This window comes from Streptomyces sp. NPDC012825 (assembly GCF_042900925.1).
Taxonomy (GTDB): Bacteria; Actinomycetota; Actinomycetes; order Streptomycetales; family Streptomycetaceae; genus Streptomyces.
Map to the genome: position 1 here is coordinate 983,145 of NZ_JBIBBZ010000001.1, position 15,995 is coordinate 999,139.

The window sequence follows — 15,995 nt, forward strand, 5'->3', positions numbered from 1 at the left end:
CTCCGTGGGGTGAATTTCGGTACCGGATCGCTGACAAGGCGCAACGCTTCTGCCGACGCGGCAGTCAGTTGTTGCGAAGACGGAGCACTCTCGGGGAGCGCATATGCACATCAGGGGCGACCACGTCGAGCTGGTCGTCGGGGGCCGCCTCGACGTCCGCAGCGCGGCGGACGCCCGTACGGTCCTGCACTCGGCCGTCGACGACGGAGTCGGCGACCTGGTGCTCGACCTGACAGGGCTCGACTCCTGGGACGCGACCGGGCTCGGCGTCATCATGGGCGCCCACCGGCGGGCCGGCCGCTGCGGCCGGCGCCTGGTCCTGCGCGGGGTGCCGCCCCAGATGCAGCGCCTCCTCGTCGCCACCCGGCTGCACCGCATCCTCGCCATCGAGGGCGGCCTCGCCCTGGAGTCGCTGCCCCGGGTCTGACGCCCCGCTCCCCGGGGAAGACCCCGGGCGGACCGGCGAACCGGACCGGCGGCGCGAACCGGGCGTCACGCCCGATCCTCACGAGACCATGACGTCTTGGTCTCGGGTCCACCCCGACTGTTCCCGGCCGTCCGGCCACGGTCTAGGGTTTCGGCCGTCCGCACATTGGCCGTCCGCACGAGGACGCGACCCACCCGGCGGGCCCGCACACCGCTTCTTGGGGGCTAGGACCATGGACCCGATCAACCCTGGGTCGCAGGAGTACGGTCACGACACCGAGGGCGAGGAGGCCCGCCAGGGCCGTGGCGTGCCCGCACCCGCGTCCACGCCCGCGCGTGCCCGCGTCGTCCGGCTCGTCTCCGGCGGCCTCCTCCTCACCGTCAACCCCGTCGACGGCAGCGAGATCGAACCCTGCCCGCCCGGATACGAGCCGGAGGCGCCCCGCCCCCGCACCCCCGAGGAGCGCGCCGAGGCCGCCCGCGCCGCCGCCCCGCCCGTACCGCCCGGCCCGGCGGCCCCCGCCCTGCCGCTGCTCGAACGCCGGGAGGAGCGCGAGCGGCTCGTCGCGATCCTCGGCCGGGGCCGCTCCGCCCGGCTGCTCGGCGTCCCCGGCTCCGGCCGCACCGCCCTCCTCGACGCGGTCGCCGCCGACTGCGCCGGCCTCGCCCCCGACGGCGTCGTCCGCCTCTCCGGCCGCCACCGCACCGCCGGCGAACTCCTCCACGAGCTCTTCACCGCCGTCCGGCACGCCCCCGGCCACCGCCCCGACCGGCCCGAACTCCTCGAACGGCTCCGCGACGTCGGCGCCGTGGTCGTCGTCGACGACCTGGAGTTCGGCGGCGCCGCCCTCGACGAACTCCTCGCCGCCGCCCCCGAGTGCGCCTTTCTGCTCGCCGTCACCCCCGACACCCCCGCGCCCTCGGCCGGCGCCCACCTGGAGGAGGTCCTCCTCGCCGGCCTCGGCCGCGGCGCCGCCCTCGAACTCCTGGAGAGCGCCGTCGGCCGCACCCTCACCGACGAGGAGGCCAACTGGGCCGGCGACCTGTGGTTCGAGTCCGAGGGCCTGCCCCTCCGCTTCGTCCAGGCCGGCGCCCTGCTCCGCCAGCGCGACCGACTGCGCGTCACCCCCGCCGAGTTCGACGCCTTCGGCGCCCTCGAAGAGGCCTTCGGGCCCACCGACCCCGAAGCGGCGGCGAAGGCCGCGGCCGCCGCCTTCGACGGCGTCACCGACCCCGACGTCGAACTGCGCGAGATACCCCTGCCCAGCCTCGGCGAGGGCGCCGCCCCCGCCGCCCTCCTCGCCTCCCGGCTCAGCCGCTCCGCCCAGACCGCCCTGCGCTTCGCCGTCGCCCTCGGCGGCGAGGTCCCGCACCAGGCCCACCTGCCGGCCCTGGTCGGCGACACCCGCGCCGACGCCGCCCTCGGCGAACTCCTGGCCTGCGGCCTGCTCTCCCCGTCCGGCCCCCGCCACCGGCTCGCCGCCGGGGTCCTCACCCAGCTCCTCGCCCAGGGGTACGAGCACGAGGCCGCCGACCGCGCCCACACCGCCGCCCAGCACTACGCCTGGTGGGCCGCCCACCCCTCCGTCACCCCCGAGCGGGCCGCCGCCGAGGCCGACGCCCTGCTCGCCGCCCTCACCCCCCTCCTCTCCGCCCCCGGCAACGCCCACGGCACCGCCGGCAGCACCACCGGCGGCACCGCTCACGGCGACGGTGCCGAGACCGCCGCCGAGTACCGGGCCACCGCCGTCCTCCTCGCCCGCGCCGCCGCCCCCGCCTTCGCCGCCGGACTCCACTGGGGTGCCTGGGAGCGGACCCTGCGCGCCGGACAGGAGGCCGCCCGGCTGACCGGGGACGTCGCGGAGGAGGCCTACTTCCACCACGAACTCGGCGTCCTCGCGATCTGCGCGGGCAACCTGGAGCGGGCCCGCGCCGAACTGGAGGCCTCCATCGGCATGCGCGGGGTGCTCGCCGACAAGCGCGGCACCGTCGCCGGCCGCCGGGCGCTCGCCCTCGTCGCCGACCTCTCCCGGGAGCACACCGCCCCGGCCGCGCTCCGCGCCGAGGAACCCCTCTCCCCGCCGCGCGGCACCCCGGCCGCCCGCCCCGCCGCCCTCCCGGGCCCGGAGCCGGTCACGGCCCCGCTGCCCGGCGGCCCCGTACGCGGCCCGGCCCCCGCCTTCCCCGGCTTCTCCGCCTCCGCCTCCGCCGGCAAGGGCCCGGCACCCGCCGCGCGCCCCGAACCCGCCCGGGGCGACGGCCGCCCCGGCCTCGGGGCCGGCATCCTCCACGGCGCCCGCCGCAACCTCGTCGCCGTCGGCGCGGGCGCACTCCTCGTCGCCGTCCTCGGCACCGTCGTGACCCTCGGCGCCACCTCCGGCAACGGCGAGGACCCGGCCCCGCAGCGCGTCACCTCCGACAGCACCCCCACCCAGGGCGTCCCCGACGACGAGACCGACGCCGGCGAGACGCCCGAGGACGCCGCACCGGGGGAGACGGAAGCGCCCGCCGGCTCCGGCGCCCCGAGCCCCGCCGGCTCCGGCGACGCCCCGCCGCCCTCCTCCACGAGCCCCGGCGCCACCGACGGCCCGTCCTCCTCCTCGCCGTCCTCGGACGGCCCGTCGTCCACGACGTCCCCGACGGAGACGGCACGGCCCACCGCCCCGTCGACGGGGCCGACCACGACGGGCGGCCCGCGTCCGACGACGACGTCCCCGGAGCCGAGTTCCTCCACGCCGTCGACGCCGACCGGGCCCCCGTCGGAGTCGCCGAGCGACACCCCGTCCGAGAGCCCCAGCCCCTCCACCACGGCCAGCTCCCCGGCGGAGGGGGACGACGACCCCAGCAACTCCGCCTCCGCCCCCCTCGGCGGCCCGCCCGCCCCCGCGGACTCCACCGCCACGGGGACTCCCGCCTGACTCCGTGACGGCATGAGGACGGAGACGGGGCCGGCCCCCGGGTGCGGTGAACACACCCGGGGGCCGGCCCCGTCTCCGTACCGCCGCTCCTAGAACAGGCGCAGCTTGTCGTCCTCGATGCCGCGCAGGGCGTTGTAGTCGAGGACCACGCAGCCGATGCCGCGGTCCGTCGCGAGGACCCGCGCCTGCGGCTTGATCTCCTGCGCCGCGAAGACGCCCCTCACCGGCGCCAGGTGCGGGTCGCGGTTGAGCAGTTCCAGGTAGCGGGTCAGCTGCTCGACGCCGTCGATCTCGCCGCGCCGCTTGATCTCCACCGCGACCGTCGCGCCGTCCGAGTCCCGGCACAGGATGTCCACGGGGCCGATCGCGGTCGGGTACTCGCGGCGGATCAGGGAGTAGCCCTCGCCGAGGGTCTCGATGCGGTCGGCGAGCAGCTCCTGGAGGTGCGCCTCCACTCCGTCCTTGATGAGGCCCGGGTCCACGCCCAGCTCGTGCGAGGAGTCGTGGAGGATCTCCTCCATCGTGATGATCAGTTTCTCGCCCGCTTTGTTGATCACGGTCCAGACGCCGGCCTCGGCGTCGGCACCCTCCTTGAGGGTGCACGGCGGGGACATCCAGTTGAGCGGTTTGTACGCCCGGTCGTCCGCGTGGATGGAGACGCTGCCGTCTGCCTTGACCAGGATGAGACGGGGCGCGGAGGGCAGGTGGGCGGTGAGCCGGCCCGCGTAGTCGACGGAACAGCGGGCGATGACGAGACGCATGGTCGGCAACGCTACAAGACGGGCGCTCCTCCGCGCGATCCGGGCGGTGGCCGGACCCCGGACAGGGATCTTCATGAGCCGAACACCCGTCGGTTATCAGCCGGTTGTGTTCCCCGTCTTCTGGTGCGGTCAGGACTGCGCGCTTACCGTGGAAGCCGGAGGTCGTCGTCCGTGCACGCTGCGTGCGCGCGGCCCGGTCTTCGCCCCTGCCCGCAAGACCCCGTCCGCGGGGTCGAGAGGAGAACCCATGTCGCTCGACGTCTCACCGGCACTGTTGGAACAGGCCGAGCGAGGCGAGGTCGACGAAGCCGACTTCGTCGACTGCGTCCGGACCTCCCTGCCCTACGCATGGGAGATGATCAGCTCTCTGGTGGCCCAGCTGAAGGTCGACGGCGGAGAGTTCGCCGACAACCAGACGCCGCCGCCGAACGAGCAGGCACGCGGCCAGCTGCTGCGCGCACTCGCGAGCGACGCCATTCGCGGCGCCCTGCAGCGGCACTTCGGCGTGCGTCTCGCCTTCCAGAACTGCCACCGGGTGGCGGTCTTCCCGCTGGACCCGGCGGTGGACGACCGGCTCGCCCGCTTCACCTCCGTCCGGGGACAGCTCCTGAACCAGTCCCCGGAACTGCGCGACTGCTGAAACCTGCTGCTGCCGCTCCCCGTCGCGGGAGAAGGGGGCCGGTGCGCGTCGACGCGCACCGGCGCGAAGGGATGCCGGAGCGGCAGCACGGTCACCGGACGGGCGGAACCGCGCCGCCTCACACCAGGAGCGGCAGGACCTCCGCACCGAGGCGCCGGACGTTCTCCTCGGTCGCCGCGAGGTCGCCCGACCCCTCGGCGAGCAGGGCGAAGCGCGTGATGCCCGTGCGCTCCGCCGTCGCCGCCAGCCGGTCCGCCGCGACCCGGGGCGTGCCCACCGGGTGCAGCCCGCACAGCAGCTCCGTGTACGCCACGGGGTCCCGCATCGACCGGTGCCGGCCGTCCACCGTCACATGGGCGTCGAGCCCCTGCCTCAGCCAGCCGGGCATCGTCTTCACCAGCGCCTCGACCGCGTCCTCGCGCCGGTCCGCCAGCTGGGCCACGCCCGCCGACACGTGGTGGGAGCCGATCCGGGCGGTCTCCTCCGGGTCCCGCCCGGACTCCCGCGACCAGCGCGCCCAGGCCGCGACCATCTCGGCCTTGTCCTCGTCGCCGCAGTGCATCCCGAGCAGCATCGGCAGCCCGCGCTCGGCCGCCAGCCGCACGCTCTTCGGCGAGGTGCACGCCACCACCACCTCCGGGGCCGCGTCCCCGCCGATCAGCTCGTCCGGCCGGGGCACCACCGGCACCTCCCGGAAGGAGAACCGTTCCCCCTCGGCGCCGACGCGCGGCTCGGTCAGCCAGCGCAGCAGCAGGTCGAGCGAGGCGGGGAACCCCTCCTCGTACGCCTCCAGGCCCGCGCCGAACACCTCCAGGTCGACCCACGGCCCGCCCCGGCCCACCCCGAGGGTGAACCTGCCGCCCGAGGTGAGGTGCAGCAGCGCCGCCTGCTCGCCCAGGGCGACCGGGTGGACGGTCGGCAGCACGCTCACCGCCGTGCCGACCCGCAGCCGCCGGGTGCGGCCGAGGAGCAGCGCCGCCAGGGTCACGGCCGAGGGACAGACCCCGTACGGCACGAAGTGGTGCTCGGCGAGCCAGGCGGAGTCGAGCCCCGCCTCCTCGGCCACCTCGGCGGTCCGCACCGCACGGTGCAGCGCCTCACTCTGTCCCTGGCCCGGGAACTGGGCGGCCAGAACGAACGTACCCACGCGCATCGCCTTGTGCCTCCTTGCGGCCGACGCGGATCTCCCCCTCGTACTGGCACCAACGCCTGACACGTGCCAAAGGCAACGGCCGTTCATGAAGTTCCTGCGATTTTCGACCGGGCCCCGGTCCACCGGGCCCGGGGCACCGCGTGGCGGCCCGTAGGCTGGAGGGAACCGTCCGTGTTCCCCGATCCCGTGAGGTGTGCCCGTGTCCCCGCGTCACAACCGCGCCCGAGGCCGCGAGAAGCCCGCGTCGCAGGACGACCACGGCGACCGGTACGGCGGGGCGCAGCGCACCGAGAGCTGGCAGGGCGAGGAGTGGTGCGTCCGCCTCGTCGCCGGGGCCAGCACGCCCGGCAAGCGCTACCGCTGCCCGGGCTGCGACCAGGAGATCCCGTCCGGCGCCCCGCACGTGGTCGCCTGGCCGGAGTACGGGGGAGTGGACGACCGGCGCCACTGGCACAAGGCCTGCTGGAACGCGAAGGACCGCCGCACCAGCCGGGTGCAGCGGTCCCGCAACGCGCCGAGGTACTGAAGGGGCGTCCGCCTACACGTCCCGGCTGTTCAGCAGGGCGTAGGCGCCGGCGAGCGCCACCGCCGCCGTGCCGCCCATGATCAGCAGCGGCTCCCAGCCCGCCGGGCCGTCCTCGCCGAACGGCGGCCGCGAGCTGTACAGCGCGATCATCTGCGAGGGGATCGCATACGTGAACAGCCACGTCTGCACGGACTTCAGCGCCTCGGAGAACATGAACAGGGCCGCCACGAGCGGCAGGAGCAGCAGGCCGATCATCACCGTGATCGCGCCCGCCGAGTGCCGGACGACCGTGCCGATCGCCAGCGACAGCAGGCCGAGCACGGCCAGGTAGGCGCCCGCGCCGACCGTCGAGCGCAGCCACTCGCCCCCGGTCGGCTCCGCCGCGTCCACCATGGCGACCTGCGCGAGCGCGACCAGCGTCGCCACCACCGTGGTGACCGTGAAGACCAGCAGGAAGAAGACGATCGCCTTCGCCGTCAGGACCCGGGCCCGGCTCGGGCAGGCCGTCAGCGTCGTGCGGATCATGCCCGTGCCGTACTCGGACGCGATCGTGAGCACCCCGAGCGTGATCACGCAGATCGACGCCGGCAGCATCCCGAAGAAACCGAAGGCGAGCGCCGTCTCGTCGCCCATCTGCTCCTCGGAGGCCGAGGCGATGGCCGCCACGCCCAGGCCGATGGTCAGCATCAGCAGGATCATGACGCCGAGCGTCCACACCGTCGAGCGCACCGAGCGGATCTTCGTCCACTCGGAGGCGAGGGCGTCCCCGAGGTGCGCCCGGCGGACCGGGATGGGGGAGACGTAGGCGTGCGGCGCCGGGGCGTGCCGCGGGTGGGCGGGGGCGGTCATCGGGCGTCCTCGGGTGTGTCGCTCGGCTGGGGGGTGACCGGCGGGGCGTACGGGCCGGGCGCGGGCGCGTGGCCGGGTGCGCCGGGCGCCTGCGGCGCCGCCGTGGCGTACGGGTTCTGTCCGGGCGGCGGCGGGGCGTACCAGCCCTGCTGCGGCACGTCCTGGGCCACCGGCCGCGGCGGCACCCCGTACCCCGGCTGTCCGGGCTGGAGCGGCGGCTGGAGGTGGGCCAGCCGGTCGTCGGTGGAGCGGTAGTCCACGGCGCCCTGCGTCAGGCGCATGTACGCCTCCTCCAGGGACGCCTGGTGCGGGGACAGCTCCCAGAGCCGTACGTCCGCGCCGTGCGCCAGGTCGCTGATCCTCGGCAGCGGCAGGCCCGTCACCCGCAGCGCCCCGTCCGGCTCGGAGAGGACCTGGCCGCCGGCCTCCGTCAGGACCGTCGTCAGCTTCTCGCGCTGCGCCGGCTCGGTCCCCGGCGTCCGCACCCGGGCGAAGTCGGCGGAGTTCGCCGAGATGAAGTCCTTGACGCTCATGTCCGCGAGCAGCTGCCCCCGGCCGATCACGATCAGGTGGTCGGCCGTCAGCGCCATCTCGCTCATGAGGTGGCTGGAGACGAAGACCGTCCGGCCCTCCGCGGCCAGCTTCTTCATCAGGTTCCGCACCCAGAGGATGCCCTCGGGGTCCAGACCGTTGACGGGCTCGTCGAAGAGCAGCACCTGCGGGTCGCCGAGGAGCGCCGCCGCGATGCCGAGCCGCTGGCCCATGCCGAGCGAGAAGCCCTTCGAGCGCCGCTTGGCCACGTCCTGGAGGCCGACCACGCCGAGGACCTCGTCGACCCGCTGCGCCGGGATGCCGGCGAGCTGGGCGAGCGAGAGGAGGTGGCTGCGCGCGCTCCGGCCGCCGTGCACGGCCTTGGCGTCGAGGAGCGCGCCCACCTGCCGGGGCGCGTTCGGCAGCTGCCGGAAGGGGTGGCCGCCGATCGTCACATGGCCCGCGGAGGGTTGGTCGAGCCCGAGGATCATCCGCATCGTCGTCGACTTCCCGGAGCCGTTGGGCCCCAGGAAGCCGGTCACCACGCCGGGCCTCACCCGGAAGGAAAGGTCGTACACGGCCGTCTTGGCGCCGTAGCGCTTCGTCAGGCCGACTGCCTCGATCATTCTGCAGCCCCATCGACAGGTCGGTCGCATCCGTGCCGGGGCGCGGCGTCCGTCGGCCGGAGCCCCCCGTATGAGCTAGGAGCTTATCCAGCCGTTGACGGTTCCGGCGAAAAGCGGGGGGAACGGACCGGGGATCAGGCGTCCCGCCTCCGCATCACCAGGTAGCCGCCGAGCAGCGCCGCCGCCACCCAGAGCAGCATGATCCCGAGCCCGCCCCACGGGCCGTACGGGGCCTTGTCCGAGCCCAGGGCGCCCGGCACGACCTGCATGACCTTCGATCCGGCCTGGTCCGGGAAGTAGCGGGCCACCTCCTTGGCCTTCGGCACGATCACCAGGATCCGGGAGACCAGCAGGAAGAAGGGCACCAGGATGCCGAGCGAGAGCATCGACGAGCGCAGCATCGCCGCCACCCCCATGGAGAAGACCGAGATCAGCCCCATGTAGAGCCCGCCGCCGATCACCGCCCGCAGCACGTTGTCCGCGCCGATCGTCGTCCGGTGCTCGCCGAGCAGCGCCTGCCCCAGGAAGAAGGCGAGGAAGCTCGTCGCCAGGCTCACCAGGAGCGCGAGCGCGCCCGCCACCGCGATCTTCGAGAAGAGGAAGGTCCCCCGCCGCGGCACGGCCGCCAGCGAGGTGCGGATCATGCCGGAGGAGTACTCGGTCCCCACCACCAGGACCCCGAAGATCACCATCGCCAGCTGGCCCAGGATCATCCCGGAGAAGCTGACCGCGGTCGGGTCGAAGGTGAGCCGTTCGGCCTCGCTCAGGCTGTCGAAGCCGCTCGCCGTGAGCGCGGACAGACCCGCGCCCGTCCCCACCGTGACGAGCAGCGCGCTCGCCAGCGTCCAGACGGTCGACGACACCGTCCGGATCTTGGTCCACTCGGAGCGGAGGACCGCGGATGCCACTGCCATCGTTCAGGCTCCCTCGGAGGTCGGGCCCCACCGGGGGCCGGGCGCCGCGACGCCGCCGTGTACGTCGCCGCCGTGGACGTCGGTGCCGTGCGCGTGGTACTCCACCGCGCCCGCCGTCATCCGCATGAAGGCCTCTTCGAGCGAGGCGCGCTGGGAGCTCAGCTCGTGCAGCACGAGCCCGTTCTCCGCCGCCAGCTCGCCCAGCTCCTCCGTCGTCGCCCCGTCCACCTCCAGGGCGCCGCCGTCCGCCTCGGCCACGACGAAGCCGTGGGCGCGCAGCACGTCCCGCAGCCGCTCCCGCCGCGGCGAACGCAGCCGCGCATAACTCCGCGAATTCCGCTGGATGAAATCCGCCATCGACGTGTCGGCCAGCAGCTTTCCCTGTCCGATCACGATCAGGTGATCCGCCGTCAGCGCCATTTCACTCATCAGATGGCTGGAAACGAAGATCGTCCGGCCTTCGGCCGCCAACGTCTTCATGAGATTGCGGATCCAGTGAATTCCCTCGGGGTCCAGACCATTGACGGGTTCGTCGAACATCAGGATCTCGGGATCACCGAGGAGCGCCGAGGCGATGCCGAGCCGCTGCCCCATGCCGAGGGAGAAACCCTTCGACTTCTTCCGCGCGACCGGCGTCAGACCCACCAGGGCGAGCACCTCGTCCACCCGGCTCGCCGGGATGCGGTTCGACTGCGCCAGGCAGAGCAGGTTGTCGTACGCCGAACGGCCGCCGTGCATCGCCTTGGCGTCGAGCAGCGCCCCGATGTGCTTCAGCGGCTCGCGCAGCTCCCGGTAGTGCCGGCCGTCGATCCGGACCGTCCCGCTCGTCGGGTTGTCCAGGTCCAGCATCATCCGCATCGTCGTCGACTTGCCCGCCCCGTTCGGCCCGAGGAAGCCGGTCACCACGCCCGGCCGCACCCGGAAGGAGAGGTGGTCGACCGCGGTCTTCGTCCCGTAACGCTTGGTCAGGCCCTCCAGCTCGATCATGCGTCCAAGCTAAGGGCGCGCAAAACCCCCCGCCACCGGAGTGACGGGGGGTTCCGCGAGACGTCGCCGGGCCGTCGCCCGGACGCCCGTTACCGCGTCTGCTGGGCCGGGACGCCGCTCTGGCGCTCGTCGTCGATCGGGGAGCCGGCCGCCGCCACCGCGGCACCGGTCAGCGTCGCCAGCATCTCGCGGACGTTGGTCAGCTGCGCGTTGATCGAGTCCCGGCGGTTCGTCAGGGCCGCCAGCTCGCGCTCCGATTCGCTGCGGATGCGGTCGGCCTTGGCGTTCGCGTCGGCCACGATGTCCTCGGCCTGGCGCTGCGCGGTCTCCACCGTCTGGCGGGCCCGGCGCTCCGCGTCCGTACGCAGCTTCTCGGCCTCCAGGCGGAGCTGCTCGGCCCGGTGCTCGATCTCCGCCAGGCGCTTCTCGGCCTTTGCCTGACGCGAGGCCAGGTCCCGCTCCGACTGCTCCCGGCGCTTCGCCAGGTTGGTCTCGAAGTCCGCGGCGGCCTGGGCGGCCTTGGCACGGGTCTCCTCGAAGAGGGCGTCCGCCTCCTCGCGCTTCGACTGCGCGTCCTTCTGCGCCTCGGCGCGCAGCGAGTTGGCCTCGCCCTGCGCCTTCTCGACGATCCGGACGCCCTCGTCCTCGGCCTTGGCCTTGCGGTCGGCCGCGAACGACTCCGCGTCGTTGCGCACCTGCTGGGCGGCCGACTCGGCCAGCTCGCGGTGCTGCTCGGCGGCGCGACGGGCCTCCTCACGCAGGTCCTTCGCCTCCTCCTCGGCGAGCCGGAGGATCTTCTCGACCCGGGCGCCGAGCCCCGCGTACGACGGCTCGGCGTCGGTGACCTGTGCCTGGGCGTTCTGCGTCTCGAGGTGGAGCTCCTCGATGCGCTTCTCCAGAGAGGTGATGCGCGAAAGAGCACTGTCGCGGTCGGCCACGAGCTTGGTAATGCGGTCGTCCACCTGACCGCGGTCGTAACCGCGCCGCACGAGCTCGAAGCCGAAGGGGGAGGAAGTGTCGCTCATGGGGTTCCTGTCGAATGAGACCGGTGAGGTGTTAGAGGGAATCCTAGGGGCCGAAGCGGCGTGTCATCGAGCGTATGCCTGTTTGGCCGGGAGAATGTCCAGCCTTTTGAGTGGCTACCCGTCCTGGGACTTGCCACTCGTCCGGGTGGAACCGGCCGAGGCCCCCGCCCTGGTGCCCGCCGACCCGGAGGACTTCCCACCGCCCGGGGTCTCGAAAGACTCCAACGCCTCCAGGACGTCCTGGACACGGGAGATCTCGGTGTTGATGTCCTTGCGCCGGCGCACGAGCACCTCCAGCTCGCGCTTGCCCTCCGCGATCGTCTCCGCCGCCTCGGCCTCCGCCTCGGCCCTGATCCGCTCGGCCTCCGCCTTGATCGCCTCGGCCTCCGCGACGAGCGACGCCTTCTTCTGCCCGGCCTCCTTGAGGAGCGCGTCGGCCTTCCGGACCGCGGCGATCCGGACCTTGCTCGCCTCCGAACTCGCCTCGGAGAGCGTCTCCTTCGCCTTCTCCTCGGCCTCGGCGCGCTGCTCCGTCGCCGCCTTCACCAGCTTGTCGACCCGCTCGCCGGCCGTCCTCATCTGCTCGGCCGTCTCGCGCCGCGCCCGCTCGTGCAGCTCCTCGATCTCGCCCTCGATCCGGCCCCGCAGCTCCTCGGCCCGCTCCCTTATGGCCGTCGCGTCGCTGCGCGCCCCGACCAGGAGCTCGTCCGCGTCCGTACGGGCCTTCTCCACCAGGGAGTTGCCCTCGACGGTCGCCCCGGCGACGATCCGCTCGGCCTCCTTGCGGGCCGCGCCGACCATCAGGTCCGCCTGCGACTCGGCCTCGGTGGTGGCGCGCAGCGCCTCCTCCTGTGCCTTGGCGACGAGCTGGTCCGCCTGCTCGGCCGCGTCCGAACGCTTCTTGGCCCCGGCCTCCCGCGCCTCGTCCAGGAGCCGGTCCGCCTCCTCGCGGGCCTCCGCGCGCATCCGCTCGGCCGCCGCCTCGGCGTCCGCCTTCAGGCGCTCCGAACCGGTGCGGATCTCCTCGGCCTCCCGCCGCGCGGAGCCGAGCGCGGCCTCCGCCTCGGCGCGCGCCTCCGCCACGACCGACTCGGCCAGTTCGGCCGCCTCGCGGGTGAGGCGCTCGGCCTCGCCCGTGGCCTCGGCGACGAGCGCGTCGGCCTGCTCGGCGGCGTCACTGCGCCGCTTGTCGGCGGCCCTGCGGGCCTCGTCGAGGACCTGCTCGCCGTCCGCGAGCGCGGCGGCCCGCAGCGCCTGGGCGTGTGCCTCGCCGTCGGTCCTGATCTGCTCGGCCTCGGCGCGGATGCGCAGGGCGTCCTGCTCCGTCGTCTCCATGAGCTCGACCGCCTCGGCGGTGAGCCGCTCGGCCCCGGCCGTCGCCTCCGCGGTGACCCGCTCGGCCAGTTCGGCCGCCTCGCGGGTGAGGCGCTCGGCCTCGCCCGTGGCCTCGGCGACGAGCGCGTCGGCCTGCTCGGCGGCGTCACTGCGCCGCTTGTCGGCGGCCCTGCGGGCCTCGTCGAGGACCTGCTCGCCGTCCGCGAGCGCGGCGGCCCGCAGCGCCTCCGCGTGCGCCTCGCCGTCCGCCCTCACCCGCTCGGCCTCGGCCCGCAGGCGCTGCGCGTCCTGCTCGGCCGTCTCCATGAGCTCGACCGCCTCGGCGGTGAGCCGGTCCGCCTCGGCCCGCGCCTCGCCGACCACCGTCTCGGCCCGCTCCGCGGCCTCCGAACGGATCCGGTTCGCGTCGTCCCGGGCGTCCGCCCGCGTGCGCGCCGCGTCCTGCTCGGCCGAGGCGAGCGCGTCCGTCACCTCGGTCCGCACCCGCTGCGCGTACTCGGCGGTGTCCGACCGCAGCTTCTCCGACTCGGCGAGCGCGTCCGTGACCGTCCGCTCGGCCAGCGCCTTCGCGGCCTCGGACTCCTCCTGGGCACGCGCCCGCGTGCGGGCCGCGTCCTCGGTCGCCCGCTCCCGCTCCTCGTACGCGTCGGCGCGGACCCGGTCCGCCTCCTCCCGGGCCTCGGTGCGGGTCCGCTCGGCCGCGTGCTCGGCCGCCGACCGCAGTCCGGCGATCTCCTCCTCGGCCTGCTCGCGCAGACCGGCCACCGAGTCCCGCACCTCCTGGGCGGTCCGCTCGGCCGCCGCGACCATCTCGGTCGCCCGCGCGTCCGCCTCCTCGACCAGGCGCTGCGCCTCGGCCTGCGCGTCCTCGACCCGCTTGCGGGCGGCGGCGAGCAGCTCCTCGGACTGCGCCCGGGCCAGCTCGCGCTCCCGGCCGGCCTCGGAACGGGCCGACTCCAGCGTCTCCTCGGCCTCCCGGCGGCGCCGGACGGCCTCCTCCTGCGCGGCGGCCAGCGCCTCGGCGGCCTCGGCGGCCACCCGCTCGGCGGCGGCCGCGGCCTCCGCCCGCACCCGGTCGGCGGTCTCCTGGGCCTCCGACCGCAGCCGCTCGGCCTCGTCGGACGCCTCGGTGCGCAGCCGTACGGCCGAGGCCTCGGCCTCGGCGCGCGCGGCGCCCGCGTCCGACGCCGCCTCGGTCCGCAGCCGCTGGGCCTCCTGCTCGGCCTGCTCCCGGAGCGCACGGATGCGCTCGGCGGCCTCGGTCCGCAGCCGCTCCGTCTCCTCGGCGGCCTCGCGCCGGATCCGCTCGCCCTCGGCGCGCGCGTCGGCCAGCTCCTCCCCGGCGGCCGCCACCTTCGCCCCGGCCTCGGTGTGCAGCCGGGTCAGCTCCTCGGCGGCTTCCACGCGCCGCGCCTCGGCGGCCCGCTCGGCGTCCGCGCGCAGCGTCGCCGCGGCCTCCTCGGCCGCGGTCCGCACCGACTCGGCCTGCTCCTCGGCCTCGGCGCGCAGCCGCTCGGCCTCGGCGCGGGTGCGCTCCAGGGTCTCCTCGGCCTGGGCCCGGAGCGTCTGGGCGCGCTCCATCGCCTCGGACTTGACCTTCTCGCTCTCCGCGCCGGCCTTCGTCCGCAGTTCCTCGGCGTCCTTACGGGCCTTGGACAGCAGCTCCTCGGCGGTCCCGGCCGCCTCCTCGATCTGCTGGAGGGCCTCGCGGCGCGCCTCGCCGCGGATCCGCTCGCCCTCGTCGACGGCCTCGCCGCGCAGCTGCTCGGCCTCGCCGCGCAGCCGCCGCGCCTCCTCCTGGAGCTCGACGGTCTTGGCGCGGTACTCCTTGGTGTCGTCCTTGGCCGAACCGAGCAGCTCGTCCGCCTGCTCCCCGGCCCGGGCGCGCAGCCGGTCGGCCTCGGTCTCGGCCTCGCGGCGGACCCGCTCGGCCTCCTCGGCGGCCTTGCGGGTGGTCTCCCGGGCGTCCTCGGACGCCTTGGTGAGGATCTCCTCGGCGCTCCGGGCGGCCTTGGCGAGCGCGGCGGCGGAGTCCTCGGCGGCGGCCGTACGGGCCTTCTCGGAGGCCTCCGCGACCAGCTTCTCGGCCTCGGCGGTCGCCTCGCGCAGCTTCTCCTCGGCCTCCGCCTTGAGGGTCTCGGCCTCCTTGGTGGCCTCGCCGACGAGCCGGGCGATCTCCGCCTTGGCCGTACGGGTGCGCTGCTCGTTGACCGACTCGGCGGAGGACAGCTGCCGGGCGGCGGCCTCCTTGGCCTCGGTGAGCGCCTTCTCGGCCTCGGCGCGGGAGGTCCTGAGCCTCTCCTCGGCCTCCTCCATCCGCTGCTCGGCGGCGCGGGACAGCTCGGTGGCCCGGCGGCGGGCCTGGTCGGTCTCGGCGGCGGTGGAGGAGCGGAGCTGCTCGGCGTGGCTGGTGGCCTCCTGCGCCTGCCCCGCGGCGTTGGCGAGGAGCCGCTCGGCGTCCTTGCGGGCGCGCAGCAGGATCGCCTCGGCCTCGGCACGGGCGGCCTCCGCCTCGGCGCCGACGCGGCGGCCGGTCTCCTCGGCGAGCCGGGTGGCCTCGGCGCGGGCGGTGGCGAGCGCCTGCTCGGCCTCCGCGCGGGACTCCTCCATCAGCCGGCGGGCCTGGGACTCCGTACGGGCGCGCAGCTGCTCGGCCCAGGCCACGTTCTCGTTGACGTGCGCCTCGACGGTCTGGCGGCGCTCGTTCAGCTCCTGGTCGAGCTGCTGGCGGCGCTGGACGGCCTCGTTGTGCAGCTCGGCCTGGAGCCGCGCCTGGTGCTCGGCGTGCTCCTGGAGGATGCGCTGGGTCTGGGCGCGGGCCTCGCGCAGCTCGCGCTCGGCGTCCTGGCGGAGCTGCTCGGCCTGCGCCTGGGCGTTGCGCAGCATCTGCTCGGCCTGGTAGCCGATGTCGGCGCTGTCGTACGCGGGCCGGGACGCGATGGTGCGGCGCGCCTCGTGGAGCTTGGCGCGCAAGACCTCGACCTGGTAACCGAGGTCCTCGGCGTGCTGGACGGCCTTCTCGCGCTCGGTCTTCAGCCGGTCCATCTCGGCTTCGAACCGGGCGAGATGGTCGTCTTCAGCTCGGTGGCTCTCCTGGCGTTCGTAGCCCCGCACTGCGCGGTCCATCCTTCCCCGAGCTCTCAACGCGTTCGAGCAGGGAAGACCCCAACCCTGGTCGCAACACTCACGAGCGCCGTCCCCTCGGCCGGGGACGGGCCCCCGGGGAATCGTGGCAGATCGGACGACCCCGACATCCCGACTTGGGTGCCACGCGGAGCGGCCCCGACCGGCCCCGGCCCGGAGC

Annotated in this window: 12 protein-coding genes; 4 read left to right on the top strand and 8 right to left on the bottom strand. The window is 74.8% G+C overall.

Annotation, left to right across the window (positions count from 1 at the left end):
- Positions 1–103 precede the first annotated feature (103 nt).
- Complete coding sequence (locus tag ACFY7E_RS04775) at positions 104–427, top strand: STAS domain-containing protein (protein ID WP_030210572.1); 324 nt, start codon at positions 104–106, stop codon at positions 425–427.
- Positions 428–659: 232 nt separating this feature from the next.
- Positions 660–3,344, top strand: coding sequence for an ATP-binding protein (locus ACFY7E_RS04780; RefSeq protein WP_389480716.1), 2,685 nt, complete (start codon positions 660–662; stop codon positions 3,342–3,344).
- An 89-nt stretch (positions 3,345–3,433) separates the two neighbouring features.
- On the opposite strand, the gene nucS is transcribed toward ACFY7E_RS04780, so the two are convergent.
- Positions 3,434–4,105 carry an endonuclease NucS gene (gene nucS, locus ACFY7E_RS04785; RefSeq protein ID WP_383446548.1) on the bottom strand — a complete coding sequence of 224 codons (672 nt, stop codon included), beginning with the start codon at positions 4,103–4,105 and terminating at the stop codon, positions 3,434–3,436.
- 247 nt (positions 4,106–4,352) lie between these two features.
- On the opposite strand from nucS, the gene ACFY7E_RS04790 reads away from it, so the two are divergent.
- Positions 4,353–4,745: an SCO5389 family protein gene (locus tag ACFY7E_RS04790; RefSeq protein ID WP_383177249.1), complete on the top strand. Its 393-nt coding sequence runs from the start codon at positions 4,353–4,355 to the stop codon at positions 4,743–4,745.
- Positions 4,746–4,863: 118 nt separating this feature from the next.
- Here the strand turns inward: ACFY7E_RS04790 and ACFY7E_RS04795 are convergent, their stop codons facing one another.
- Positions 4,864–5,898, bottom strand: a complete 1,035-nt coding sequence (locus ACFY7E_RS04795) for an LLM class flavin-dependent oxidoreductase (protein ID WP_389480719.1) — start codon at positions 5,896–5,898, stop codon at positions 4,864–4,866.
- Between the two features lie 199 nt (positions 5,899–6,097).
- Between ACFY7E_RS04795 and ACFY7E_RS04800 the strand changes: the two genes are divergently transcribed.
- Positions 6,098–6,424 (top strand): ATP/GTP-binding protein, encoded by a 327-nt coding sequence (locus tag ACFY7E_RS04800; protein ID WP_389480721.1) that lies wholly within the window; start codon positions 6,098–6,100, stop codon positions 6,422–6,424.
- Positions 6,425–6,436: 12 nt separating this feature from the next.
- Here the strand turns inward: ACFY7E_RS04800 and ACFY7E_RS04805 are convergent, their stop codons facing one another.
- The 6 genes from ACFY7E_RS04805 to scy all read right to left on the bottom strand — a co-directional run bounded on the left by ACFY7E_RS04805 (position 6,437) and on the right by scy (position 15,805).
- Positions 6,437–7,273: an ABC transporter permease subunit gene (locus ACFY7E_RS04805; protein ID WP_389480723.1), complete on the bottom strand. Its 837-nt coding sequence runs from the start codon at positions 7,271–7,273 to the stop codon at positions 6,437–6,439.
- On the bottom strand, positions 7,270–8,430 hold the full coding sequence (locus ACFY7E_RS04810) for an ATP-binding cassette domain-containing protein (protein ID WP_389480726.1): 1,161 nt from the start codon (positions 8,428–8,430) through the stop codon (positions 7,270–7,272). Before ACFY7E_RS04810 ends, ACFY7E_RS04805 begins: the two co-directional genes overlap by 4 nt.
- 134 nt (positions 8,431–8,564) lie before the next feature.
- Complete coding sequence (locus tag ACFY7E_RS04815) at positions 8,565–9,344, bottom strand: ABC transporter permease (RefSeq protein ID WP_389480729.1); 780 nt, start codon at positions 9,342–9,344, stop codon at positions 8,565–8,567.
- Between the two features lie 3 nt (positions 9,345–9,347).
- A complete protein-coding gene (locus ACFY7E_RS04820) occupies positions 9,348–10,331 on the bottom strand; it encodes an ABC transporter ATP-binding protein (RefSeq protein ID WP_389480731.1) in 984 nt (327 codons plus the stop codon).
- An 89-nt stretch (positions 10,332–10,420) separates the two neighbouring features.
- Positions 10,421–11,356: a cellulose-binding protein gene (locus tag ACFY7E_RS04825; RefSeq protein WP_383446567.1), complete on the bottom strand. Its 936-nt coding sequence runs from the start codon at positions 11,354–11,356 to the stop codon at positions 10,421–10,423.
- Positions 11,357–11,470: 114 nt separating this feature from the next.
- Positions 11,471–15,805, bottom strand: coding sequence for a polarized growth protein Scy (gene scy / locus ACFY7E_RS04830; protein WP_389481060.1), 4,335 nt, complete (start codon positions 15,803–15,805; stop codon positions 11,471–11,473).
- Positions 15,806–15,995: the final 190 nt, after the last annotated feature.

What these genes read in the sequence shown, in the direction of transcription:
- ACFY7E_RS04775 (WP_030210572.1), top strand. Translation starts at nt 104, where the DNA reads ATGCACATCAGGGGCGACCACGTCGAGCTGGTCGTCGGGGGCCGCCTC.
- ACFY7E_RS04780 (WP_389480716.1), top strand. Translation starts at nt 660, where the DNA reads ATGGACCCGATCAACCCTGGGTCGCAGGAGTACGGTCACGACACCGAG.
- nucS (WP_383446548.1), bottom strand. Translation starts at nt 4,105, where the DNA reads ATGCGTCTCGTCATCGCCCGCTGTTCCGTCGACTACGCGGGCCGGCTC.
- ACFY7E_RS04790 (WP_383177249.1), top strand. Translation starts at nt 4,353, where the DNA reads ATGTCGCTCGACGTCTCACCGGCACTGTTGGAACAGGCCGAGCGAGGC.
- ACFY7E_RS04795 (WP_389480719.1), bottom strand. Translation starts at nt 5,898, where the DNA reads ATGCGCGTGGGTACGTTCGTTCTGGCCGCCCAGTTCCCGGGCCAGGGA.
- ACFY7E_RS04805 (WP_389480723.1), bottom strand. Translation starts at nt 7,273, where the DNA reads ATGACCGCCCCCGCCCACCCGCGGCACGCCCCGGCGCCGCACGCCTAC.
- ACFY7E_RS04810 (WP_389480726.1), bottom strand. Translation starts at nt 8,430, where the DNA reads ATGATCGAGGCAGTCGGCCTGACGAAGCGCTACGGCGCCAAGACGGCC.
- ACFY7E_RS04815 (WP_389480729.1), bottom strand. Translation starts at nt 9,344, where the DNA reads ATGGCAGTGGCATCCGCGGTCCTCCGCTCCGAGTGGACCAAGATCCGG.
- ACFY7E_RS04820 (WP_389480731.1), bottom strand. Translation starts at nt 10,331, where the DNA reads ATGATCGAGCTGGAGGGCCTGACCAAGCGTTACGGGACGAAGACCGCG.
- ACFY7E_RS04825 (WP_383446567.1), bottom strand. Translation starts at nt 11,356, where the DNA reads ATGAGCGACACTTCCTCCCCCTTCGGCTTCGAGCTCGTGCGGCGCGGT.